15 protein-coding genes and 2 tRNA genes are annotated in these 25,420 nt (G+C 46.3%); 11 read left to right on the top strand and 6 right to left on the bottom strand.

Features of this window, described 5'->3' with window-relative positions; genetic code table 11:
* Positions 1-72 precede the first annotated feature (72 nt).
* Complete coding sequence (locus ATY38_RS01840; protein WP_062557791.1) at positions 73-3,321, top strand: type I restriction endonuclease subunit R; 3,249 nt, start codon at positions 73-75, stop codon at positions 3,319-3,321.
* A 118-nt stretch (positions 3,322-3,439) separates the two neighbouring features.
* On the opposite strand, the gene ATY38_RS01835 is transcribed toward ATY38_RS01840, so the two are convergent.
* Complete coding sequence (locus ATY38_RS01835; protein WP_062557790.1) at positions 3,440-4,612, bottom strand: type III PLP-dependent enzyme; 1,173 nt, start codon at positions 4,610-4,612, stop codon at positions 3,440-3,442.
* Between the two features lie 533 nt (positions 4,613-5,145).
* Here ATY38_RS01835 and ATY38_RS01830 point away from each other — a divergent pair.
* The gene (locus ATY38_RS01830) at positions 5,146-5,616 is read left to right on the top strand and encodes a hypothetical protein (protein ID WP_062557789.1); all 471 of its coding nucleotides are present in this window, start codon (positions 5,146-5,148) and stop codon (positions 5,614-5,616) included.
* Positions 5,617-5,931: 315 nt separating this feature from the next.
* Positions 5,932-7,662, top strand: coding sequence for a thiamine pyrophosphate-dependent enzyme (locus ATY38_RS01825; RefSeq protein ID WP_062557788.1), 1,731 nt, complete (start codon positions 5,932-5,934; stop codon positions 7,660-7,662).
* Between the two features lie 12 nt (positions 7,663-7,674).
* Here the strand turns inward: ATY38_RS01825 and ATY38_RS01820 are convergent, their stop codons facing one another.
* The 4 genes from ATY38_RS01820 to gltX all read right to left on the bottom strand — a co-directional run bounded on the left by ATY38_RS01820 (position 7,675) and on the right by gltX (position 10,909).
* Complete coding sequence (locus ATY38_RS01820; protein WP_335337906.1) at positions 7,675-8,868, bottom strand: ADP-ribosylglycohydrolase family protein; 1,194 nt, start codon at positions 8,866-8,868, stop codon at positions 7,675-7,677.
* A 400-nt stretch (positions 8,869-9,268) separates the two neighbouring features.
* A tRNA-Glu gene (locus ATY38_RS01815) sits at positions 9,269-9,344 on the bottom strand.
* 41 nt (positions 9,345-9,385) lie between these two features.
* Positions 9,386-9,461 (bottom strand) — tRNA-Ala (locus ATY38_RS01810).
* A 53-nt stretch (positions 9,462-9,514) separates the two neighbouring features.
* Positions 9,515-10,909 (bottom strand): glutamate--tRNA ligase, encoded by a 1,395-nt coding sequence (gene gltX, locus ATY38_RS01805; RefSeq protein WP_062557786.1) that lies wholly within the window; start codon positions 10,907-10,909, stop codon positions 9,515-9,517.
* A 201-nt stretch (positions 10,910-11,110) separates the two neighbouring features.
* On the opposite strand from gltX, the gene ATY38_RS01800 reads away from it, so the two are divergent.
* From ATY38_RS01800 to ATY38_RS01765, 8 genes are all read left to right on the top strand, one after another.
* Entirely contained in the window at positions 11,111-12,685 is a 1,575-nt protein-coding gene (locus ATY38_RS01800; protein ID WP_062557785.1) for an acyl-CoA ligase (AMP-forming), exosortase A system-associated, read from the top strand.
* The gene (locus ATY38_RS01795; RefSeq protein WP_176767912.1) at positions 12,685-13,920 is read left to right on the top strand and encodes a pyridoxal-dependent decarboxylase, exosortase A system-associated; all 1,236 of its coding nucleotides are present in this window, start codon (positions 12,685-12,687) and stop codon (positions 13,918-13,920) included. The genes ATY38_RS01800 and ATY38_RS01795 overlap by 1 nt, the downstream gene beginning before the upstream one ends.
* 435 nt (positions 13,921-14,355) lie before the next feature.
* Positions 14,356-15,141, top strand: coding sequence for a PEP-CTERM/exosortase system-associated acyltransferase (locus ATY38_RS01790; protein ID WP_235590365.1), 786 nt, complete (start codon positions 14,356-14,358; stop codon positions 15,139-15,141).
* Between the two features lie 33 nt (positions 15,142-15,174).
* The gene (locus ATY38_RS01785; protein ID WP_143023449.1) at positions 15,175-15,660 is read left to right on the top strand and encodes a type 2 periplasmic-binding domain-containing protein; all 486 of its coding nucleotides are present in this window, start codon (positions 15,175-15,177) and stop codon (positions 15,658-15,660) included.
* Entirely contained in the window at positions 15,629-17,077 is a 1,449-nt protein-coding gene (locus ATY38_RS01780) for a porin (protein WP_062557783.1), read from the top strand. Before ATY38_RS01785 ends, ATY38_RS01780 begins: the two co-directional genes overlap by 32 nt.
* Positions 17,078-17,088: 11 nt before the next feature.
* On the top strand, positions 17,089-19,989 hold the full coding sequence (locus tag ATY38_RS01775) for a bifunctional diguanylate cyclase/phosphodiesterase (protein ID WP_062557782.1): 2,901 nt from the start codon (positions 17,089-17,091) through the stop codon (positions 19,987-19,989).
* A 101-nt stretch (positions 19,990-20,090) separates the two neighbouring features.
* The gene (locus ATY38_RS01770) at positions 20,091-21,107 is read left to right on the top strand and encodes a ribonuclease T2 family protein (protein WP_062560052.1); all 1,017 of its coding nucleotides are present in this window, start codon (positions 20,091-20,093) and stop codon (positions 21,105-21,107) included.
* Positions 21,108-21,710: 603 nt separating this feature from the next.
* Positions 21,711-23,621, top strand: coding sequence for a GGDEF domain-containing protein (locus ATY38_RS01765; protein WP_062557781.1), 1,911 nt, complete (start codon positions 21,711-21,713; stop codon positions 23,619-23,621).
* Between the two features lie 173 nt (positions 23,622-23,794).
* Here the strand turns inward: ATY38_RS01765 and ATY38_RS01760 are convergent, their stop codons facing one another.
* Entirely contained in the window at positions 23,795-25,357 is a 1,563-nt protein-coding gene (locus ATY38_RS01760; RefSeq protein WP_235590364.1) for an NAD(P)H-hydrate dehydratase, read from the bottom strand.
* Between the last annotated feature and the right edge of the window lie 63 nt (positions 25,358-25,420).

The following is a 25,420-nucleotide window of genomic DNA, read 5'->3' as shown; positions in this document are numbered from 1 at the left end:
TGTAACTCATTAAAATGACAATAAAATCTTATTTCATTGCAACCGGAAGATGAAGTGGTTAAGGAAAGATGAATGGGAAAGACGAATGAAATAACGTTCCAAAATGACATGCTCAGGCACCTGATCGGCAGTGGTTGGCTGTTGGGCAAGGCAGAAAACTATCACCGCGAACTGGCTTTATACCCGGAAGACTTGTTGGGTTTTGTCAAGGAAACGCAGGATGAGCAATGGCAGAAATTCTGTGCATTGTATCCGTCCAACCCGGAACAAAAATTTCTGGAGCGCGTGGCCAATCAGCTGAATAAGTCCGATCCCAACGCCGCCGACAAGGCGATGCGCACTTTCGGCACGCTCGGCGTGTTGCGCCATGAATTGCGTGACCGCGGCACGCGGTTCAGTTTGTGCCAATTCAAACCGGAACATGAATTAAACCCGGATACGCTCGCGAAATACCAAAAGAACCGTTGTCGCGTGGTGCCGGAGCTGGTGTATTCGTCGTGGGCAACGGGTGAGCATCTCACTCAGACGGGAGCGAAAGCCAAGGCGTGGCGCATCGATTTGGTGCTGTTTGTGAATGGTTTGCCGGTAGTGACACTGGAACTGAAATCGGAATTCAAGCAGGCGGTGTTCAACGCCATCCAGCAATACAAAACCACCCGCTTTGCGACCGATCCCGTCACCAAAAAGCCCGAGCCGTTGTTGACCTTCAAGCGCGGTGCGCTGGTGCATTTTGCCGTGAGCCAATACGAAGTGTATATGGCCACGCGGCTGGAAGGCGAAGACACCTTCTTCCTGCCGTTTAATAAAGGCACGGCGGAAGGCGGTTCAGGTAACGATGTGCCCAAGGATGTGAACCGGTACGCCACCGATTATTTATGGAATGAAGTTTTATTGCCGGATAATCTGCTGACGATTCTCGCGCGCTATGTGCATTTGCAGATTGAAGAAAAGGAAGATTGGGAAGGGCGCAAAACCAAAAAAGAAACCCTGATCTTTCCGCGCTATCACCAATGGAATGTGGTCAATAAGCTGATGAATGCAGCGCGGATTGAGGGCTCCGGCCATAAATACTTGATCCAGCACAGCGCCGGTTCGGGGAAATCCAATTCGATAGCCTGGGTGGCGCATCAGTTATCGTCACTCTACAACCCGCAGGGCAGCAAGTTGTTTAATTCCGTGATTGTGGTGACCGATCGGACGGTGTTGGATGATCAGTTGCAGGATACGATCAATCAGTTTGAGCATGTGGATGGTGTGGTTGGGCGCATCAATCGTCAGGAAGGCGACGGTTCCAAATCGGAGAAGCTGGCTGCCGCGCTGGAAAATTCGCAGCCGATCATTATTGTGACCATTCAAACTTTTCCGTATGTGTTGCGCGCGATTGAGAACAGCGTCAGTTTGAAAACACGCTGCTATGCGGTTATTGCCGATGAAGCGCATTCGTCACAAACCGGCTCGACCGCGCGCCAATTGAAAGAAGTCTTGATGATCGATGCGAAAGCAGACGGGGAAGAAGAACTCAGCAGCGAAGATATTCTGGACGCCGCCGTAGCCTCGCGCCGCGCTTCCAATAATCTGAGTTATTTTGCGTTTACGGCCACGCCCAAAACCAAAACGCTGGAATTGTTCGGCCGCTTGCCGAATCCGAATGAACCGCCATCCAGAACCAATAAGCCGCAAGCCTATCATGTGTACAGCATGCGTCAGGCGATTGAGGAAGGTTTCATTCTGGACGTGTTGAAAAATTACACCAACTACAAGGTGGCTTATAACCTGGCGCAGAAAATCCGGAGCACAGATCAGGAAGTCGAAAGCAGGAAAGCCAAGGTTAAGCTCAACCAGTGGGTGCGCCTGCATGAATACAACATCGCGCAGAAGGTGCAAGTCATCGTCGAGCATTTCCGTGCCAATGTGCAGGGGCTGTTAGGCGGACAGGCAAAAGCGATGGTTGTCACCAGTTCGCGCAAGGAAGCGGTACGCTACAAACTGGGTTTTGATAAATATATTGCGCAACAGGGTTATCCAAAGATTCATGCCATGGTGGCCTTCTCCGGCGAAGTGGAATTTAGCGAGAAAGATCCGAACGCGACCGCGTTGCTCGGTGAGAAATTTACCGAAAGCAACATGAACCCCAATCTGAAAGGCCGCGACATGCGCAAAGCCTTTGATACCGATGACTATCAGGTGATGATCGTCGCCAACAAATTCCAGACCGGTTTTGATCAACCCAAACTCTGCGCCATGTATGTGGATAAGAAACTTGGCGGTGTGGAATGTGTGCAAACGCTGTCGCGCTTGAATCGCACCTATCCCGGCAAAGCAGAAACCGGCACTTTTATTCTGGATTTCTTCAATGAACCACAGGATATTCTCGACGCCTTTCAGCCCTATTACCAGATTGCTGAACTGGTCGATGTTTCCGACCCGGACTTGATTTTTGATCTGTTTGATAAACTTCGGGCTGCCGGTATTTTTACATGGAATGAAGTGGAGCAGTTCTGCGATGCTTTTTTCGTCAAAAACAAAAGCAATGCCGCCATTGCCAATATCTGCAAGCCCGCCGTAGAACGCTGGCAAAAACGTTATCAATCCGCGGTGGAAGCCTACCGATTGGCGAAGGAAATGTTTGAGCGTACCAAGAAAACCCGTGATACGGTGCTAATCGCCAATGCGGAAAACAGCTTTAAAGAGTGCAAAAAAGAGAAGGACGCGCTCGATATCTTTAAAAAAGATTTGGGTACATTTGTGCGGTTCTATGAATTCATGTCGCAGATCGTCGATTACGACGACAAATTATTGGAAAAACTCAGCCTGTATGCGCGGCATTTACGCCCGATGCTGCGCGAAACGTTGATGGAAGAAGATAGCATCGATTTAAGCGGCGTATTGCTCAGTCATTACCGCCTGTCCAAAATTCGCCAGCAGGATTTGAAGTTACAACAAGATACTGGCGAATATCAACTTAAACCCGGTGAGGGACTAGGCACGGCAAGCGCTAAAGATAAACAGGAAGAATTTCTGTCGCACATCATCAGCCGTTTGAATGAGCTTTTTATTACCGACCATCTGACCGAGAAAGACCTGGTGAATTACGCCTATACCATCCGCGATAAAGTCAGTGAGAATGCCCTGGTCATGAAGCAAATCGCCAATAATTCACCGGAACAGGCGATGCTGGGGGATTTTATCAAAGCCGTTGATGACGCCGTTATGGATAGCAGCGAGGCGCATCAGAATCAGATGATGCAATTATTATCCGATCCCGTCAAAGCGGCGGGTTTTGCCAAGGTGGTGTTTGATTTGTTGAAGCTGGCGAAGTGAATTTTTTGGTCGCTGAGATTTACGCAAATGTTGTTGCTGGAAAATAAAACAGCCTGAATCTCTTCAAGCTTTTATTTGATTGCGATGAAGTGCTCATATAGAGCACATTTTTTTGGGGTTAAATGTAGTAATCCTTTAATGGCGGAAACCCGTTGAACTCCACTGAGCTGTATGTCGTTGTGTAGGCGCCAGTTGACAGCCAATATAATCGATCCCCAGTTGCGAGATTCAACGGTAAGCCGTATTTATAGTTTTCATACATGATATCTGCGCTGTCGCATGTCGGTCCGGCGATGATCGCGTTCTCAAATTCGCCGTTCTTCTCGGTGTAGATCGGATACTTGATTGATTCGTCAAGTGTCTCGATCAACCCGGTAAACTTCCCGACATCGGTGTATATCCATCGATGCAGTGCTGTGCGCGATTTACGCGAGATCAGCACGACTTCGCTGACCAGCACGCCAGCATTGGAAATCATTGAACGACCCGGTTCAATGATAATCTCGGGCATGTCATCCAGGAAATCTTCGTGCAGGAATCGCGCAATCTCCTCAGCGTAGATCGAGAGTTCGTTCGTGCGTTGCAAATAGTTGGCTGGAAAGCCGCCGCCCATGTTGATCATCTTCAACTTAATGCGATCTTCTTCCCACAAGCGATTGAAGATTACTTTTACCTTACCGAGCGCCGCATCCCAAGCGCCGATTTCACGCTGTTGTGATCCGACATGGAACGATACGCCATAGGGGTCGAGGCCGAGATCGCGCGCCAGGATCAACAAATCCATAGCCATGTCACTCTCGCAGCCGAATTTGCGCGACAGCGGCCAATCAGCGGTCAATGTACCTTCTGTCAGGATGCGGGTGTAGACGCGCGCACCGGGCGCGGCTTTCGCAATGTTGCGCAGATCTGCCTCGGAATCGGTCGCGAACATGCGTACTCCCTTCTGATAGAAGGTGCGGATGTCCTTGGCTTTCTTGATCGTATTGCCGAAGCTGATTCGATCGGGTGTCACGCCAAGTGCGAGCACCTTATCCAATTCGTAAGTCGATGCGATATCAAAGCATGCGCCTTTATCTCTGAGCAGTGTCAGGACTTGCGGTGCCGGATTGGCTTTGACCGCGTAATAGGTGCGCGCGTACGGAAAATGCCGCGACATTTCATCGTATTGGCGATCAATCGTCGCGAGATCAACAACCAGGAATGGTGTTTCGTGCGTGTCGGAGAAGGCTTTAATTCGCTTCCAGGTGGATTCATCGAAATAATCGTAAACTGTAATCGCTGTGTCGGACATGAGCAGATGGATTCTCCAAGTTAGGATGTTCGGGAGTATTATGTAGCCGAGAGCGGATGATCCTACAGGGTATCTGCCCGTTGTTGCAACTGACAATTCCGGAAATTTCTAGCATTATAAACATAACAATATGAAAAAATGGATTTCTAATCCCGTTTTATAGTATCAGAGTTAGTCAGTGTGGTAATAAATATCGATAATAAGTGGGGAGCAAGCTATCTTGGCAGCTCACCGGCTGCGCGAGTATCGTGCAACGAAGTGATTCGCTCGTGCAGCCAATTAATCAGCGTTTCCTAAGAAATAGAAAATAGTGAGTGCGTAGTCTAATTTGGAGTCCATGTAATCAAGCTGCAAGAAGATCTGCATACTATCGCTGCGTAAATTGTGCTGGCCATAAGCAACTTCGCCCTTTCTGCTTGTGCTAGCGGTTTTGAAAAATTTCTGTCGATTTCGTAATCTCCTGCCGCTTGTTCCGATATCTTGTATTTACGAAAATGCAATGATCATTCTGAAATGATTGGATTAATATCAAAATGGTGCGAAATCAGTCGTATAAATTCTGGTTGCCTGCATTGTATGCAGGAGTAGCTGCGGGGATATTTTCAACCGTCGCACAGATAATTCTGTGGTGGTTATTCTGGGATGAGCTACCTTCGATTCTGTATCGTGATGCCCGGTTTGCGGCAGCGATCATTTTGGGGAAGGGAGTTTTGCCACCTCCAGCAACCCTCGATTGGTATGTAATGTTCATTGCAACATTGCTCCACTTCGGTCTTTCCATCGCTTACGCGATTATCCTTTCCTGGCTGATTCGCGGTATTGACATAACAAATTCACTGATCGCAGGTGGCTTATATGGTTTGGGATTATTCCTCATGAATATGTACGGTTTTGTCATGATTTTCCCGTGGTTTGTTGATACGCGGGATTGGATTACAGTCACTGCTCATATAGTGTTCGGTGTTTCTGCTGCAGGTGTGTACAAGGTTTTATCCCGGCAATAAATAACATCAAGTATTGATTGTTGTTGGGGGGTATGTGAGATTCAGCTTCTTATCATCCTGATTAAGCGTATGTTTAAGAATGGATTTGACGGCAGAGGTTATGTACGATAACGAACGGAAATTCGAATGCCTTTGTTTTAATATCTATCCTCATATAAGTATTGGATAGGTAGATATTCAAGTGCAAGCACGAGCATTGCATATGTACTCACTTACTGCTCGTTTCTGTAAAGAATTTGTTAGAGCCGGAGCATCCTGCCTATTTAGATATTTCTCTGTTTGAATTCAGCGCACTTAAACATTTAGGAGAATTCCATGGGTCGTACCGTTGCCGAACAATTGGTCGAAATGCTCAAAGCTGCCGGTATCCGTCGCATTTATGGCGTTACTGGCGATAGTCTGAATTTCTTCAACGATGCTTTGCGACGGGATGGCAATATTGACTGGATTCACGTTCGCCATGAGGAAGTTGGCGCCTATGCAGCGATGGCTGAAAGCGTGCTGGGTGGGATTGGTTGCTGTGCTGGCAGTTCCGGGCCGGGGCATGTCCACCTCATTAATGGTCTTTACGATGCTCATCGTTGGGGTGCACCCGTGTTGGCTCTCGCCTCGACCATTACTTCCGAGGATTACGGAACTGAAAGCTTTCAATCCACCGACTTGCTCATGTTCGATGGATGCAGTTATTACAATGAGGTGGCGACGACGCCGCAGCAATTGCCGCGAATGTTGCAACAAGCGCTTCAGCATGCATGGAATCGTAAGGGTGTAGGCGTGTGTGCTTTTCCTGGGGATTTGATGACATGCAACGCCGATGATGATGCACTGTGTGCCGATTTGTACCGGCCACAGCCGGTTATAACCCCTTCCGACCCTGAGATTCAGCTATTGGCGGAATTGATTAATGGTTCTGAGGACATCGGCATTTATGCCGGTGTTGGCTGTGCTGATGCTCGTTCAGAGGTGATTGAGTTGGCTCGTCTTCTCAAAGCTCCAATGGCTTATACGCTTAAAGCCAAAATGATGTTGGAATACGACAATCCTTACGCTGTCGGACTGACAGGTTTACTGGGCAACAAGGCCGGCGCTCGCGCCATCACCGGGGGCAAGCTGCTGCTCATGCTCGGCAGCGATTTTCCTTGGAAGGAATTTCTCGATAGCTCGGTTAACATTGTACAAATCGACAACAAGCCGGAACGGCTGGGGCGGCGTGTTGCATTACACATGGGCCTGTGCGGTGATATCGGCCCCACGTTATTAAAGTTGTTGCCATTAATTAATCCCAAGACCGACGCTGGTTTTTTAAATGCCTGTCAGGCGGATTATGCCGAAGTGGAGGAAGATCTCCGCGTGCATGCTGCTGATTCCGGAGAGGAAAACTTGATTAAGCCTGAGTTTGTTGCCGCGATGATTGATCGGCTAGCCGATGTCGATGCCATTTTCACTGCAGATACGGGTATGAGTACAGTATGGTCGGCACGTTATCTGCACGGTACCGGAAAGCGCACATTGATGGGTAGTTTTTCTCACGGATCGATGGCCAATGCGATGCCGCAATCAATCGGCGCCGCATTACACTCGCCCGAACGCCAAGTCATCGCATTTTGTGGAGATGGAGGTATTTCGATGCTCATGGGAGATCTGATGACTATTGCCCAATATAAACTGCCGATAAAACTGATTGTTTTCAATAATCGCAGTCTGGGTATGGTCGAACTGGAAATGCAGGTTGCCGGTTTGCCCGACTGGCAGACTAAAATGATCAATCCGGATTTTGCGCGGGTGGCGGAAGCTTGCGGTATACGAGGCTATTCGGTCACTAATCCTGATGAGCTCGAAAATATTCTTCAAGAAGCTCTGCTGCATAACGGTCCAGCGCTGGTGAATGTGTTCACTAATCCACATGTGCCGACTTTGCCACCGCACACTTCGGTCGGTGTAATGTCCCGTTATATACAGTCTCAAGCCAAGCTGGCGCTGGGGGGGCGGATGGACGAAGTCTGGGATGCATTCAGGACAAATATAAAATATATCAGAGACCTGTGACATGCCATTAAATCAATATTCCTGATTTTTTACTTCATCGGTCGCAACTGAAACTCCCACTTTTGAGGCCACCTCCAACGCAAGGCGCTGCAGTATGCCGGTTTCATCGAGGCCTTCCAGGAAGCGCCTGGGTATACCCGATAACCCGGTCTGAGCTCCGACGAGCGCTCCGGTCAGAACAGCGCGCGCCTGATTTTCACCGCCGCCATTTACAGCGTGGAGTACCGCCGTTTCGAAATCGTTCGAAAAGCGGGCTGCAAGATGATAGGCGGCGGGAAGTTGGTGATATACAGCGCACGTCATGCCATAAACGGAGGAAACTTTCCAGGCAGGCTCTATGCGGACATCGGGATCCATAGCGGCATCTGCGACATAGGAGGGGGTGAGCAGGGCGTCTGGTGAGATAAAAAAACCACTTTCCAATGGGCGATCCTTCTGCGGCGGCTGCAAGTCGGTATGCGCCATCGTATGGAAGGGCAGTTTTCTCGCTCTTGCCAGCCGCATGAGCTTGCCGGAAAGATGGCCGTCGAGCTTGTTCCCCTGTACCAGAAGTCCGAGTACCGCCCCGTATGCGACTGTAAGAGCAACAACAGTCTCGTCCCTCTGGGTAAGGCGAGTGTTGCTAGCGATGGCGTCGGCCATTTCCCGCGGTTGAAAGGCATAGCGCACTGCCAAGGCGAGCGTTCTTCCTATTCCTTCGGTGGTGTCCGCAGGCCCCCCCGTTTCTACTCCCCAAGGCAGATTCTGCTGGACACGTTTGCGCCAAGTGTCGCGAATCGACTGCTGAGTGTATCCGCCCGGTCCGTTGACAGGCAGACCATTGAGCAACGGGAATATTTCCTCATCCATGCGCCGACAGAAATCCGCTTCATCATAGCCGCCGTGCTCGATGAGGGAGTGCAGCATCAGGCGGAGAATAATGCCCCCCTGGGAAAGTTGCCCCGCTTTGAGATCACAATGGTAGCGGCCGGGCTTGGGGTCGGTATAGTTCGTGATCCAATCGCCGTAGTCCCGACGGAGCGCCGTCAGGTCATAATACCAATGAGGGCCGAGACCTAACGCATCTCCAACGAAGGCGCCTATAATGGCACCCGCTGCGCGATCCCGAGCGGCAGAGTCTTGATTAAAAGAGCCTGGCATATACTGATCCTCCTGTTTGTTAGCGTTGTTGAATGATTTTCCGAAACCTGGGAACGAATCATTCATTAGTTATAATCGGAAGTAATTATCATGGCATATGAATGTTGCTTCCGTGCGATTACAAACATTGAATAAAATTAGGAGAAAAAGATTCAGCACGCCTTGAGAGAGCGTGTCTATTTTTCTGTTTCAAGGGGGGTATGAAATGGTTTAATAATCCCGGGCACATCTAAAAGCAGCTTATACTGTCAGCAGAGGTGACCTAAGTGAAAGAGATAAAACACAATTCACTTTATCGGTTGCCCATCAGGCTACAACTTATTTATGTATCTGCGTAACCATTCCAGTGATAAGATTTTTACAACTCCAACTTCGAAGTTGTCTTCGGAATATATTCACAGAGTACACACAAATTATGCAAGGAAGAAACAAAAAGACTTAAATTTGTTTAAGTATTTGTTTTATTTGGCGTCCCCAACGAGATTCGAACTCGTGTTACCGCCGTGAAAGGGCGATGTCCTAGGCCTCTAGACGATGGGGACAAAGTGTTATGTCGGTACAGCTTCGCGTTGTTAAAATTAACTGGTGGAGATAAGCGGGATCGAACCGCTGACCTCTTGCATGCCATGCAAGCGCTCTCCCAGCTGAGCTATACCCCCTGAGCAAAGGAAGGAGGATTATACTGATGCCTTGATTCATTGTAAAGAAAAGATCAATCCTGGAAATTGCTAAGATGGCTGTTCATGCGGGTGAGCGTTTCTTCGCGTCCGAGCAGCGCCAGCACTGCATCGATTGATGGCGTGTGAATCTCTCCGGTTACCATGAGGCGCAGCGGCATCGCAATTTTCGGAAATTTAACGTTGTGTTCCTTCACGGCGGTCTTTATTTCCTGATGAATCGATTCGCGTGTCCATTCAATGTGCTGGAATTTTTCCAGCAAACCGAGCATGATTGGCTTAGCTTCCGCGGTTAAGTGTTGCGTTTTCAGTTCATCGGCGGGTTCCAGTGGGCGATAAAAATACACCGCCGCATCGGCCAATTCTTCGATGGTATTGACTCTTTCCTTGAGTAAATCGACAACCAGCGCTAAATCGGGACCGTCATCAATTTGGCAATGGTCTTTTGCAAGAAAAGGTGTTACCAATTCAGCCAAACGCGCATTATCAGTGGTTTTGAGATATTGCTGGTTGATCCAGTGCAGTTTCTCCGGATTGAATTTGGCCGGAGAGCGGTTAATTGCAGCTAAATCGAACCATTCGACCAATTGCTCGCGGTTGAAAATCTCTTCATCACCGTGCGACCATCCCAGTCGGGCCAGATAATTCAGCAAGGCTTCGGGTAAATAACCATCTTCGCGGTATTGGATCACCGAGACTGCGCCATGGCGCTTGGACAGACGCTCACCGTTGGCACCCAGGATCATCGGGACATGCGCATATTCGGGTAACGGCGCATTCAGGGCTTTAAGAATGTTAATTTGGCGCGGGGTATTGTTGACATGATCGTCGCCGCGTATCACATGGGTGATATTCATATCCAGATCGTCGATCACGACGCTGAAATTATAAGTCGGCACGCCATCGCCACGCAATAACACCAGATCATCCAGCTCAGTGTTGGCGACCGTAATCTTTCCCTTGATTAGATCATTGAATGTGACATGACCTTCCAATGGATTTTTCAGCCGGATCACCGGTTTTACACCGGCCGGCGGGGTTTCTTGGGAATCACGCCAGCGTCCGTCATAACGGGGTTTCAAGCCGGCGGCCAATTGCTGTTCACGCATGTGTTCCAGTTCTTCCTTGGTGGCGTAGCAATAATAGGCCTGATTATTTTCCAGTAATTGTTCGGCCACTTCATGATAGCGCGCTAGCCGTTGCATCTGATAAAACGGTCCTTCATCGTAATCCAACCCCAGCCATGCCATGCCGTCCAAAATCGCCTGGATCGACTGCTGGGTGGAGCGTTCCAGATCAGTGTCTTCAATGCGCAAAATGAATTGTCCGCCGTGCTTGCGTGCATAAGCCCAGGAGAAAAGGGCGGTGCGTGCGCCGCCAATGTGCAGATAACCGGTAGGGCTGGGTGCAAATCGTGTACGTACTATCATGATTGTTGTATTAACTGTAATGCCTAATGTTGGGAATAGGATAGTTTACGCGATTCCGTAAAACCAGTGTTTCTTTTACCTCGGCTATTGCCAAGCAGGATGCATGTTCATCGAGGCTTACGGCTTAAAGCCGATTATAATGTGCGCAATTTAATTCCACTGATTTTTAACTGATGCGTATGATCATCATGCATTTGACAAATGACCGATTTAATTCATGACCTGATTTTCGCAACCGCGGAGCGGTCGCCGGATGCTGAAGCATTGTGGTATCAGGATCAATCCATGTGCTACGCCATGCTGGCAAGGCAAGTTGAAGCAAAGGCGGGTGGGTTGCGGGCTCTTGGCTTAAGCCGGGGCGAGCGGGTTGCAGTGTATCTTGAGAAACGTTTCGAGACGGTCGTAGCATTATTTGCCGCAGCGGCGGCGGGGGGTGTTTTTGTTCCGGTCAATCCGGTATTAAAACCGGAACAAGTCGCTTATATTTTGATCGATTGCAATGTGAGGGTACTGATCACTTCGCTGGAGCGATTGAAATTATTGCAAACCGTTTTGTTATCCTGTCGTGATTTGCATACGATTGTGCTGGTGGATGGCAAAGATAAACTTGCGGTCATCCCCGGTTTTTCTGTTGTTTGCTGGGAAGAAATGGGGGGCGTCAATATGGGTGTGCCAACGATCGATAACGATATGGCGGCCATCATTTATACCTCTGGCAGTACGGGTAAACCCAAAGGTGTCGTACTTTCGCATCGTAATTTGGTTGCCGGTGCTAAAAGTGTTGCGCAATATTTACAGAATTGCTCTGATGACCGGATTTTGACCGTGCTGCCGTTGAGCTTTGATTACGGATTAAGCCAGCTGACGACAGCTTTTTACGCAGGTGCGGCAAATGTATTGATGAATTACCTGCTGCCGCGCGACATCCTCGGTGTTGTCAAAGAATTGCACATTACCGGATTAGCCGCTGTACCACCCTTGTGGGCTCAACTTGCACAGCTGCATTGGGAGAAAGTCCCTGCGTTGCGCTATATCACCAATTCGGGGGGGGCCATACCCCGTACGATATTAGATCAATTACGCCACGCTCTGCCTGCTACGAAAATATTTTTGATGTATGGCTTTACCGAAGCTTTCCGCTCAACGTATCTGGCGCCGGAAGAAATCAACCGACGTCCTGGTTCTATCGGTAAAGCGATTCCGAATACCGAGGTCATGGTGCTGCGGGAAGATGGGTCGCATTGTGTGCCGGGCGAACCCGGTGAATTGGTGCATCGAGGTGTTCTGGTAGCCATGGGGTACTGGAACGATGCAGAGAAGACCGTGACCTGTTTCAAACCCATCAAGTCACGTCAGGCTGGGTTGACGCTTACAGAAATTGCTGCGTGGTCGGGGGATACGGTGCAAATGGACGAAGAAGGTTTTTTGTACTTTATCGAACGCCGTGATGAAATGATCAAAACTTCCGGTTATCGCGTGAGCCCGACCGAAATCGAGGAGGTTATCTACGCCACGGAATGTGTCGCCGAGGCAGTTGCCTTTGGCATTCCGCATCCGATGCTGGGGCAGGCGATCGCTGTGATTGTTACTGCCAGGGAGGGCGTCCAGCCGGATGTTGATAGGTTGTTAAGCGCGTGCAAGAAACAATTGCCCGCTTATATGGTGCCCAGTCATCTCGAAGTGCGTGAAGGAAAACTGCCGCTCAATCCAAACGGCAAAATTGACCGTAAATTTCTTTCCCGGCAATTACAACTACTATTTAGCGGAAACGACTGATGATCAATCAACTGTTGGAACATGCACCGCTTGCACAGTTTTCTGTGCAAAACGATTGTTTGCAGATAGGCGGAATGGCATTGACCCGATTGGTGGATCGGGTGGGTACCACGCCGTTTTATGCCTATGATCGGAAAAAAATTACCGAACGGGTTGAACTGCTACGCCAGAATTTGCCCCCGGAAATCTTGTTGCACTACGCGATAAAAGCGAATCCCATGCCGGCTGTGGTGCAGCATCTGGCAAGTTTGGTCGATGGCATGGATGTGGCCTCGGCAGGGGAGATGAGGGTTGCGTTGGATACCATTCTAACCTCTGAAAAGATAAGTTTTGCCGGTCCGGGGAAAAAGGTGCATGAGTTGCGCAGTGCGATTGCTGCAGGCGTGGTGCTGAACATTGAGTCGCCGCAGGAAATGGAGTCGATCGCACAACAAGGCGTAGATTTAGGGATTGCTCCCAAAGTTGCCATTCGCATTAATCCGGATTTTGAGCTCAAGTCTTCCGGGATAAAAATGAGTGGTGGCTCCAAACCATTCGGCATAGATGCCGAATGTGTGCCCGATGTGTTGAAGCGGCTGGATTTACTTGACTTGGATTTTGTTGGCTTTCATATTTTTAGCGGCTCACAGAATCTGAATGCGGCAGCGATTCAGGAGGCGCATGAAAAAATCGTTATGCTTGCCATTCAACTGGCTGAATATGCAACATCACCGGTGAAGTTGCTAAATATCGGCGGCGGCTTCGGAGTGCCCTATTTTCCGGGTGACCAGCCGTTGGATATTGCAGCGATTGGAGTCAATTTGCAGCGTCTGATAAAAAGAATAAAACAGCAATTACCGGAAACCGCGGTGGCACTTGAGTTGGGACGGTATCTGGTTGCCGAGGCAGGCATTTATGTCTGTCGTGTTCTGGAGCGTAAGGTGTCGCGCGGGCAAGTCTTTCTCGTAACGGATGGCGGGCTGCATCATCACTTGGCGGCTTCCGGGAATTTAGGTCAAGTTATCCGCAAAAACTATCCTGTCGTTATCGGCAACAAAGTTCAAGGTACCGCAAGGGAAATTGTTTCAGTCGTGGGGCCGCTATGCACGCCGCTGGATAAGCTGGCGGATCAAATGGTAATGGCTCGGGCATCCGTAAACGACCTAGTAGTTGTTTTACAATCAGGTGCTTATGGTTTGACTGCCAGTCCGACAGCATTTCTTGATCATCCTCCACCGATTGAAGTATTGGTTTGAGCAACGATTTGCCGCAGAAATTATTATTTTATCTGCGATAAAGCGGGCTAATCGATACCATTCATTTTGATAAAGTTCTTTGCACTCAGTTTAAATGTTGTTTATATTGTGTATGGGGGTGGGGTCATGCTGAATTTCTTCGATAAATTGTGCAAAGCAGTTGAATATTCGCTTTAAATATACTTAAATGGCTAGGGGCAATTAATAGGTATTACTTGTTGCATGAAAAAGTGTTTGTTTTATGCTGATAGAATAGAAAATACACTATAGTTGTTGCGTTTTTTCACTGATGATATAGCGTAGATGCGGTATATGATTTCTACGCATGCTATTAACCAATTCATTATCATCTTCATTTTTTGAATAGTTACAAATTGCTTAAGAATTTGTTTAAATATGAATAGAGTGAATTTTAAACCCGAACTAGGTGATTCTATGAGTGATTTGTATCAAAACTTTCAGAAATTCTTTGAACTTGTTGTCGCTGATACCGCTGAACTGCTGGAACATGTTTACAGGATTCGCTATCAAGTATTATGTGTTGAACAACGTTTGCCCGGCTTTGATCCGGTATTGTGTCCGGACCAAATGGAAAGGGATGGTTACGACAGTCACTCCTCACACGTTCTTTTGCGCTATCGTCCTACCGGAGAATTTATTGGTACCGTAAGACTGATTTTGCCCGATTCATCCAAGCCTGAAAAGCCTCTACCGGTAGAGTTATATGGGCAGCTGGATCCCGAATTGTGTGATATCAAGGCATTGCCCCGTCAACAAACTGCTGAAATTTCACGTTTCTTGGTTGTTAGTCGGTTTGATCGGCGCCAAGGGGATCGTCGCAAGCAAGTGGAAGAGACTGAAGGTGAGAAAAGAGGAGTACAACCGGAAAGGGAGCAGAGAGGTACCCAACAAGATCGGCGTTCCTCAGATCGTCGCTCTTCACTTAGTATCGGATTGGTACTTATGGCAGGGGTAATGCGCATGTCAGTCAAATATAACATCAGGCATTGGCTGTCAGTAGCGGATCCCGCACTGAATAAATTGATGGGTTTTTATGGTTTGAATTTTAATCCGATTGGTCCCCCGGTTAATTACCACGGTATTCGCAGGCCTTATTATGTGAAAGTGGAAGATGCTTTGGAAAAAATGTATAACGAGCATCGTGATGCATGGGAAGTTGTAACTGATTGTGGCGAGTATAACCTTGCCCATACCAATTAATGGAATATCCGCCTTGAATCAGGGATCTGTTTCTTGAATTTATTTCATTTCTCAATACAAGCTCGAATATCACTCTACAGTTTGTCAAGAGCCAGATCTTACTTTGGGTTTGCGCTATTTATCTGTTTTCTGGGTGTTAAAGCAGATGTCAGGGCAAATGATCACTATGAGATTGTAACTAATCCGAATGTCAGCGAAACCGCGCTCACGGTCAATTCATTGCGCTCCATTTTTAGCATGAGCCTGAAAACCTGGCCGGATGGAACCAAGATTCGGGTATTTGTATTATCCGATGAGGATAAGTTACATAAGGCAGTCTCGAAGGAAAAATTGAACGTATTTCCTTATCAGTTAAGGTCTACCTGGGATCGCTTAGTATTTTCGGGCACAGGTCAGGCGCCTGTCAGAGTTAATTCAATAGAAGAGATGCTTGACAAGGTTGCTAATACCCCAGGGGCGATAGGTTATTTGTGGAGAGCCAATATTAATGAAAATGTTAACGTGCTCCAGATTAAATAGCTACTTTGGGAATCCATCCAAATGGGTTGCCAAGGGGGTTATTTTGTTATTTGCGATTGGAAGTATTTCTGCTCAAGCTCAGGAATCTCCAGCGCAAAAGCAATCTGAATTGATCAAGCCGCTTAATAAAAGACTGAAAAGCACAGACTTGCTTGCTCAAGTTACCGAGACTGAGGTCAGTAGCGTCACCGAAAAACCCGGATTGGTAAGTACTGCGATGCAATGGTTACGTTCGACAGACCGTCCAGGAGATTTGCAGTTTCATGGTTTTGTCAGTCAGGCCTACATTACGACTTCCGATAATAATGTTTTTGGGAATAGTGACAACGGTGGCAGCTTTGGGCTTACAGAAGCGGGACTCAATGCTTCGGTGCGGCCACTCCCGAGACTGCAACTTTCGGCGCAAGTGTTGTCACGTCGTGCCGGTGAGGGAAGCTCAGGCATGCCACGCTTAGATTATGCTATTATCGATTATCAGGTGTATGCTCACGAAGCTAACCAATTTGGCATTCGAGTGGGTCGATTGAAGAATCCCTTCGGTTTCTATAATGAAACCCGGGACGTGGCATTTACGCGTCCCAGCATCCTACTGCCGCAGTCGATCTATTTTGATCGTACCCGAAATTTGGGACTTTCAAGTGATTCTGTGCAACTTTATGGCGATGCGGCAATATTTAATTGGGGTACGTTTTCTACTCAATTTGGAGTAACACTGCCTGTCGTGGATAATAGAGATACTGAGAGCTCACTGCTTGGGTTAGTGCGGCCAGGAAGCTTGAATCGGGAAGTTTCGTACATTGGTCGTGGAATATTTGAAACGAACGACAAACGACTTCGCCTCGGTGTCAGCGGAATATGGTTGAATACATCCTACGATCCTAATAACAAATTGAACGATCTGATAGGGTCAGGTGCATTGCAGTTCACGCCTGTCTTTTTTTCTGCTCAGTATAATACAGAGCGCTGGACGTTGACTTCCGAATATGCGATACGTCCCTTCCACTATAATAATAATTTTGGAGTCGCCGAGCCAACTGCCCGAGGGCTCAATGGTTTAGATTTCGTTGGCGAGAGTTATTACTTCCAGGGTGAATATCGCTTTACTCCAAAATGGGAAGGTATTGTGCGATATGACGCGCTATTTACTGATCGATCAGATCGCGACGGAAAGGATTGGGTTGCTGAAAGTCCCACACGTCGGAGTGGTTTAGCGCATTCACGTTTCGCCAAAGATATCACGGTGGGTTTGCGTTGGAATGTTACACCGCAATTCATGCTGCGGGCTGAATATCATTATGTGAACGGCACCGCATGGTTATCAGGGTTAGATAATCCAATTGATCTAAAAACGGGGCGACCATTTGATACTGATCAACACTGGCATCTTTACGCAATTCAGGCCTCTTATCGCTTTTAGGCAGGTTTCTGATGGGAACTAGTTCCGAGGTTAAATTGGAGAAAGCACCTATTGCTCCGAATCATAAGAGCCGTAGATTCCGCAGTCTGAGATGGAAAATTTCATTAAGCAGCAGTTTGATATTGCTGGCCGTTGTAATGTTGTTTTGTTTTGTTAGCTACCTGGGTTTAATGGCTAATTTTGACAATCAACGAGAAGATAATTACCGCCGTTATTCCAGAGAAGTCAATAGTCTGATCCAGAACACTTCGCAGAATTTATATCAGCTGGCTGAAATGATTCCGTTCCTGGACGGCATGAAAAAACCCTTGCTGATGAATGATGAAGAAGCGATCAGTAATGTTTTTGATTCGCATTGGGCACTGTTGCAATTTCATAATAGTGTTGAATTCATTCATTTCTATAATCCCTCGAATCAATTGAGTGCCAGTTGGGACAGTTTGGCTACCAATATAGATGACAGTATTTTACTGTCAAATTGGGTACGCCAGGTTAATCAGCCCGAACGGCCGATCAACCCGCTACTTTGCCGGGAAAGTTGCATCCAATACATTATTGCGCCTCTACTGGTAGAAGGAAAGAAGGTGGGTGTCGTGGTTATGGGAATTTCCTTAGCGGACGTGTTTTTGGCATTTAAGCGACTCTCCGGCGCCGATATGGGCTTGTTGATCAAAGAGCAGGATAATCTGAAACAAGGCGATTCTGATTTTTCGCATTGGGATATCTATATTTCAGCCCTAACCAGCAAAGAAAGAAATCTTGAAATTCTCAATAAGGCGGCTCAGAACTATACGAATATGTCTGCGTTGAGCGATGGAATTCAAGTGCGCTGGAATGATCAGCATTTTCAATTAAAAATATTCCCGCTCAATTCATATGAACCGGATAAAGCCCATTTGGTTATCATCACGGATGTTACAGCGGCAGTAAATAATATTTATGATTCCATCTGGAAAATTGCATTAATCGGTTTGCTGGGGTTAATTTGCTCTGAAATTTTGTTGTTTCTTATTTTTACCAGGCTACTGGCAAAGCTTAAAGATGTGGCGTTTGTACTTCCACTTCTCGCCAACGGACAGTTTGAGAAATTCCGCTTGTCTCTGGCTTCTACAGGGCGCATACAACGTTTTAGAGATGAAGTCGATACGCTTTCGGAAGCGGCTGTGTCTTTGTCGCTACAGTTGGAAAAGCTGGAACAGGAAGTATCCAGCCGGACTGAAATGCTGATTGAACAAAAGAATGAGCTCAGTAAAGAAAGAGATTTTGTGAAGAATTTGCTGGATACGGCACAGGCAATTGTGTTAACGCAGGATTCTAACGGCGAAATTATGTCATTAAACGCTTATGGAGAGATGCTGACTCGTTATTCGGAAAATGAATTGTATGGTAAATCTTTTCTGGATATCTTAATCCCGGATTATGAATCACACGATCTGCTTTTTCACATTAAAGAAATTCATACCGGACAGAGAATGCAATTGCGTCATGAGGCTATAACGCATTGTAAGGATGGAACAACGCGTCATGTTGCCTGGCTGCACTCGCATTTATCCTGGAAATCTCCCGATGAACCATCAATTTTATCAGTCGGTCTGGATGTCACCGAGTATAAACGAGTTGAAGGACACTTAGCTTGGCTGGCTGATCACGATCCGTTAACTAATTTGTTTAACCGGCGCCGTTTTAGTGAAGAACTGGAGCAGGTACTTAGTCGCGCGGAGCGGTATAACCACCCGGGTGCTCTGTTATTTTTTGATCTGGATCGCTTTAAGTATATCAACGATACCAGCGGGCACCAAGCCGGCGACACATTGCTTAAAATGGTTTCGAGTATGCTGGCGCAAAACATTAGAGCGGATGATATTACAGGCCGTCTCGGGGGGGATGAGTTTGCGATCATATTGCCGGAAATTAATGCCAACGGAGCAATAGGCGTGGCCAAGAAGGTGTTGGATCAACTGAGTCTGGCACAATTGACGATCAATAATCGTACTCACAAAATTTCAGCCAGTATCGGGATTGCCTTATTTCCCGAACACGGTGCCAACATCCATGATTTGCTGGCAGCCGCTGATCTCGCCATGTATCAGGCAAAAGCAATGGGGCGGAATGCCTGGTATCTGTTCTCGGATAAGGACCGCAGCCGCGAACGTATTCATACGCTGGTATATTGGAAAGAAAAAATCGAGTATTCGCATTTACATGATAATTTTATATTGTATTTGCAGCCGATTATGCATGTTAAATCGAAGAAAATTTCACATTATGAAGTATTGTTGCGCATGCAGGATATCGATGGCACCGTGTTATCGCCGGCAGATTTTATTCCCGCTGCAGAGCATACCGGATTAATCCATGCAATTGATCATATGGTGCTGCGCAAGGCCATAGCGCAAGTGGCCGAAATTTATCAAGCTGGATTTCAAGTTAATTTCTCAATCAATTTATCTGCGCATGCTTTCAACGATCCGGAATTATTGCCCATTCTCAAGGCAGAATTGGCATTGCATCAGATGGATCCGGCATGTGTGATGTTTGAAATCACTGAAACTGCGGCACTGGAAGACTTGCCCGGTGCGCGCGGATTAATGGTGGAGATTAAAGAGTTGGGTTGCGGTTTTGTGCTGGATGACTTTGGTGTTGGTTTCTCGTCATTTTATTATTTGCGGGAATTGCCGGTGGATGTGGTAAAAATTGATGGTTCGTTTATACGTAACTTATCCGAAAACAGCGATGATCTTATTCTGGTGAATGCACTTTGTAGTGTTGCGAGGGGTTTTGGCAAAAAAATTACAGCCGAATTTGTCGAGAGTGCAGAAATACTTTTATTGATAGAAAAAATGGATATTGATTATGCTCAAGGCTATTACATAGGAAAACCAGCACCTGCAAATCAGTTCTTGATGAAATAAACGGTAGTTCAGCGGTTTGTGGCTTATACGGGTAACAATATCATTGTTTGATCGATAGGCAGCCATTTGGAATAGTGGCAGCGCAATGGGGCAAGATCAGCATGGAATTTCGTAATGGTAGAGTTTTTCTAATTTTTCTGACCGGACTGGCGATCTGGTTTGCTCAGCCCGTATTTGCAAATAAAGTGCGCGGAATTTTCTCCGCACAGCAATCTTGTCCAGCCTTTGTATCAAAAAATAAATCAATCAATCCGGATAATGCACAAATTCTGGCGGGTAACCGGTACGATATTATCGAGGTCACCAAACCAAACCCTCCTGCCTGGTATCGGATTGTTCTTCCAAGGGTTAATCCTCAAGCACGTTGGGTAAGCGCGACCTGCGGTCAGGCCCAGATAACAGGCGAAGACACGGGAGATAATGAAAGTGGCGAAAGTGATAACAACTGCAATACTGCAGGTCAAGCGGATAGTTATGTGCTGGCGCTAACATGGCAGCCTGCCTTCTGTGAGACTAAGCCGGACAAGCCGGAATGTGAAATAATTGATCCAGATGCATATCACGCCAAACATTTTGCATTGCATGGTTTGTGGCCGAACAAAAAAAATTGCAATAAAAATTATGCATTCTGCGGTACTGTAAAAAAGAAGAAAGATGAATTTTGTGATTATCCGGCAATTCAATTGGATACCGCTTCTCAAGCATCATTGGCAGAAGTAATGCCCAGCGTGATAGCTGGCTCTTGCCTTGAGCGGCATGAGTGGCACAAACATGGCAGTTGTCAGGAAAACTGGTCGATAAATGAATTTTTTGATCTGTCTGCTGATTTGGTACGACAGTTTAATGATTCCGGTATGGCTTATTTTATGAATCGCAGAATTAACCAGAAGGTACGCACGGAAGATTTCCTTAATCGCTTGGAAGCAGTACTGGGTTCCTCTGCTAGAGACCGAATTAAACTGAATTGCAATCAGCAAGGAATGATGGTGGAGATTCAGTTGAGTCTGTCTGGTGATTTAATTGCGGGCGCTGATCTTGAAAAATTGATCATGAATGCGCCAGTACAAGAAAAATCCAATTGCGGAGAAATGTTCCGGGTAGATCGTATTGGCCAGTAATCCCGTTCAAGGAAATACAAAGATTATCCACTTCAGGTTTTATTCTAATTCCGGTATTTGAGGAAGATCATATTCGGTTGATCAAGCAATTTGGGAGTATTCGGCTGGAAAACACAAGAAATAAGTGCATGTAGGAAGAGTTGAAGGAGTTATTTTGATTTGATGCGAGGTGATAATCACATGATATAATAAAAATCTATTTCTTATATATATTTATATTTATTTATTAAGAAATGGGGTCGTAAATGCCGTTAATTTTTCCTACTTGATGTCATGTGAACATCTTATAATACAAAATAAATTAAAATGAGCTGGATGATTTTTCGATTGCTGCGGTTCAGCAAAAAATTTTTGGATAATTATCCGCGATAAAATTGATTTGTAAGATTAAGTATCAATGAAGCACTCAAAATTCCGTAATCATAAATTCACGAGGTGAGTCTAATATAGGTTTCTAGCATCGTAAGAATCAAATGGCTGTGAGTAATTAAGTGACAAGCTTGATGTTTATTGTTGATAATCAATTTGAGATCATTAAGATTATGTTATTGCTGATATTTGTATCGCTAAAGTTTTTGTCCGGTAATCGCAGGGAGCGATTATATGAATCAGTTTGCTAATGCCAGCCCATCCGTGATTGCACGGGAGACATTAAAGCAGCTTGCTATACTCAAAATCCAACCTACGCCTGAAAGCTACTTTAAGCTGTACAACCAAATAGCAGGTAATCCGGATAGTCAGGTTTGTGCTGTTACGGCAAAATTACTAATGGAACTGGCAAAAGAATTTCCGCGTCATACACCGCCTTTACTCAACTGTGCCAATAACTTAGAACTGGCGGTGAAAGATAAGAGTTGGTCTGATTTTAAATCTGTATTGGTAAAATTTGTTGCAACCGTAACGGCTTCTAATAAAACTGTTCCACCGATTGAAACTGCAAAATCTATACCTGGAACATCCTGGGTAAAAATTATTGACAGCTTATTCGATGACCTCTTTGATTCGGAAAATTTTTCTGAGAATGTAAATAAAAGAAAAAAAATAAAATATGTATTGGATGAATTTTCTGATGATCCTGAACTTGCTTACACCAAATTAATAGCATTGGTTCAGTCATGGAAAGGTTCGGATTCTATTTATCAAGAGTCTGAAGAGAGTATAGAGAACATATCGATACCGGTATCAGATGCAAACTTTTTTAAGCAACAATCTGAACCCAAAGAAGATATTCTGGCACAAGAATATCAAATCAGCGGCTATACAGATCAATTGCTGGAATTGTTGGCGCAGACTCTGGAACAAGTTATTGCTAATCAGATTGAAGATAAAATTCTGGCGGGCGAGGCCAGATCTCTGGGTAAGCAGGTTAAAAAAATTCAAAGTAAGCTGGGAATGGAACAATTCATGGCTAGCTTTCAGAGATTCTGTGTCAAGTTGGAATTGGGTAATGAGGACAAATCGAATATACAACAAGGTCTGCTTAAATTATTAAGCATGCTGATGGATAGCACCAGTGAATTGTTGTCTGAAGATCAGTGGATTAAGTTACAGGTTTCCAAGTTAAAGAAAACCATGTCTAGGCCACTGGATATGCAGATACTCGCGCAAGCTGAATTTTCGCTTGGAAAAATAATACAAAGGCAGATCAAAGTAAAACAAAGCCTGGGCAAAGCCAGGGAAACCATGCGGCAAATGGTAACTTCTCTAATTTCCAATCTTGAGGAACTTTCAGATGCTACAGGCGGGTATCATGAAAAATTGGAATACTACTCTGAAAGAATCAATCATATCAATAATATTGATGATATAAATCAGTTACTTGCCGATATAATGCAAGATACCCAAAAAGTGCGGAATAATGTCCTGAAATATCGCAATGACTTGGTATTTGCGCGTGCAGAAATTAATGAAGCACAAAATCAAATCAATCAGCTTGAAACGCAATTGCAGGAAATGAGCGAACAAGTACAAGAAGATCATCTTACGGGTGCACTAAATCGACGAGGATTTGATAAGGCATTTGAACGCGAGATTACGCAATTGGCTCGCAGCCAGGGAACACTTTGCTTTGCTTTATTGGATATTGATAATTTTAAGCAGTTAAACGATACGCATGGACATCATGTGGGTGATGATGCATTGAAATACTTGGTTGAAGCGGTCAAAGAGACTGTGCGTCGGGATGACGTGATATCACGTTATGGTGGAGAGGAATTTGCAATTTTGCTGCCTAATTCCGGGTTAAAAGCGGCGATATCAACAGTTGCGAGAATACGGCGCTATTTAACCAAGAAATTCTTTTTGCATGGAAACAATCGATTGTTAATTACTTTTAGCGCTGGCGTAGCACAATATCAGCCGGGGGAATCTCAGGAAAATTTGTTTAAACGTACTGACGAAGCGTTATATTTTGCGAAGAGAAATGGTAAGAATCAGATTGTTGCAGCTGAAGAGGCTGTGGCAGCCGATGAAATTTGTAAAAGTCAGAATTTAGATCCGGTTAACACCATTTGATTCAATGTAGTGACACAAATCGCCAAGACCCAATATCAGCAAATACTACATGCTGTGCCAGCGTAGCAAGTTATTTTATTTGCTTCTTTGTTCTTTTGCCCAGTACCTGGATTGCCTCAACTGAGAAGATTACCCGGGTTATTTGCCAATGAAAGACGAAGTTTATTAATGTTTCATACGGTGTCATGCAAAGAGTTTGAAGAATCCTCGTTTTGGCAGATCCACTGATTGAGCAACAGCCGAGCGACACCGATAACCTCCGATGCAACCATTCCCAGCGATCCATGATTTTTCTGCAGCAGGTGGTCTGCTGCAGCGCCATGCAAGTAAACAGCAAGCAATAGGGCCTGCCCGGGTTTCAAACCTTGAGCGATCAATGCTCCAATAATTCCGGCTAATACATCGCCGGTGCCAGCAGTACTCAGTCCAGGATTACCGCTGGTGTTCAGATAACGTTTTCCATCCGGGAAACAACAAATACTGCCAGCGCCTTTCAATACGACATAACAATTAAAACTGTGCGAGATTTGATGCACGGTATGCATTCGATCGTTTTGCACGGTGGCGGTGTCGATATGCAGAAGGCGTGCAGCTTCGGCAGGGTGTGGGGTCAAAATAGCCGGTACATTACGCTGGCTGAGGTTTCTGGCTAGATCAGGATGTGAAGCAATCAGATTGAGTGCATCGGCGTCCAGCACCAGCGTGAATTCACTATGTAAGGCAGTCTCCAGCAACAACAATGCCTGCGCGGATTGTCCCAGACCGGGGCCAACCACCAGACAACTTAATGAACTCAATGAGAACAACTCAGATGGAGTGCGTAGCATCAATTCCGGTTGTGAGAAATCGACCGGCGGTGCGTTCTCTGCGAGTAATCCGAGATACACGCGCCCCGCGCCCAGATGCAAGGCAGACCGGCCTGCCATCAGAGCAGCGCCTATCATACCGCTGGAGCCGCCGAGAATCGCCACGTTGCCGAATGAACCTTTATGACTGTTAATAGGGCGAGGCGGTGGCAGAAGGGAATTTGCAAGCTTCTGATTCAACAGCCAGATATGTGGTTTTGGGGGTGAGGATAACAGGATATTCAGGTCGCATAAAACGATCATGCCGCAGCATTCCGGTCCGAAGTTCGTGAACAGGCCCGGTTTGAATCCAATAAAGGTTACGGTGAGGGTGGCGCGGATTGCCGCACCGTAAATGCAGCCATCATCGCTGCCGAGCCCGGAAGGAATATCCAACGCTACAATAAGAATATTCATTTGGTTGACGGTATCCACCCATTCTCGATATTTACCATCGATGGGTCGGCTTTGAGACAGATTCAGACCAATGCCGAATATGCCGTCAATTACTGCATCCCAGTCTTGCTTGCCGTCGGGTATGTCAGTAAGTATTTCACCGTCGATTTCGAGCCAGGCTTGCATTGCTTGCTTGGCATCCGGTGGAACGCGATTGTGATCGCCGTGGAAAACCACGGTAACGGTATTTTCCCATTCTTTCAAATAACGTGCCACAACGAAGGCATCGCCGCCGTTATTGCCCGGACCGGCGAGTACCAATATGTGAGGGTTGGCTTTCTTGTGCAATTGATCACGGATGATTTGGGCTGCGGCTAATCCCGCTTTTTCCATTAACCGGGGAGGTTCAGGCAGCTGGGTGGTTAAATGCTCTATTGCGCGAATTTCTGCAGTAAGCAAAACCGGATCAGCAGTCATCATATTTTTCACACTCATGGGATGATCAGCGATAAGTACATCTTCTCGTGTAAAATTGCAATCTTTAAATAATAGTTTTAT

Origin of the sequence: Nitrosomonas ureae, assembly GCF_001455205.1 — a bacterium.
In the GTDB taxonomy this organism is placed as follows: domain Bacteria; phylum Pseudomonadota; class Gammaproteobacteria; order Burkholderiales; family Nitrosomonadaceae; genus Nitrosomonas; species Nitrosomonas ureae.
The sequence above is the reverse complement of the archived record's forward strand: the minus strand, read 5'-3'. Positions and strand labels throughout refer to the sequence as shown.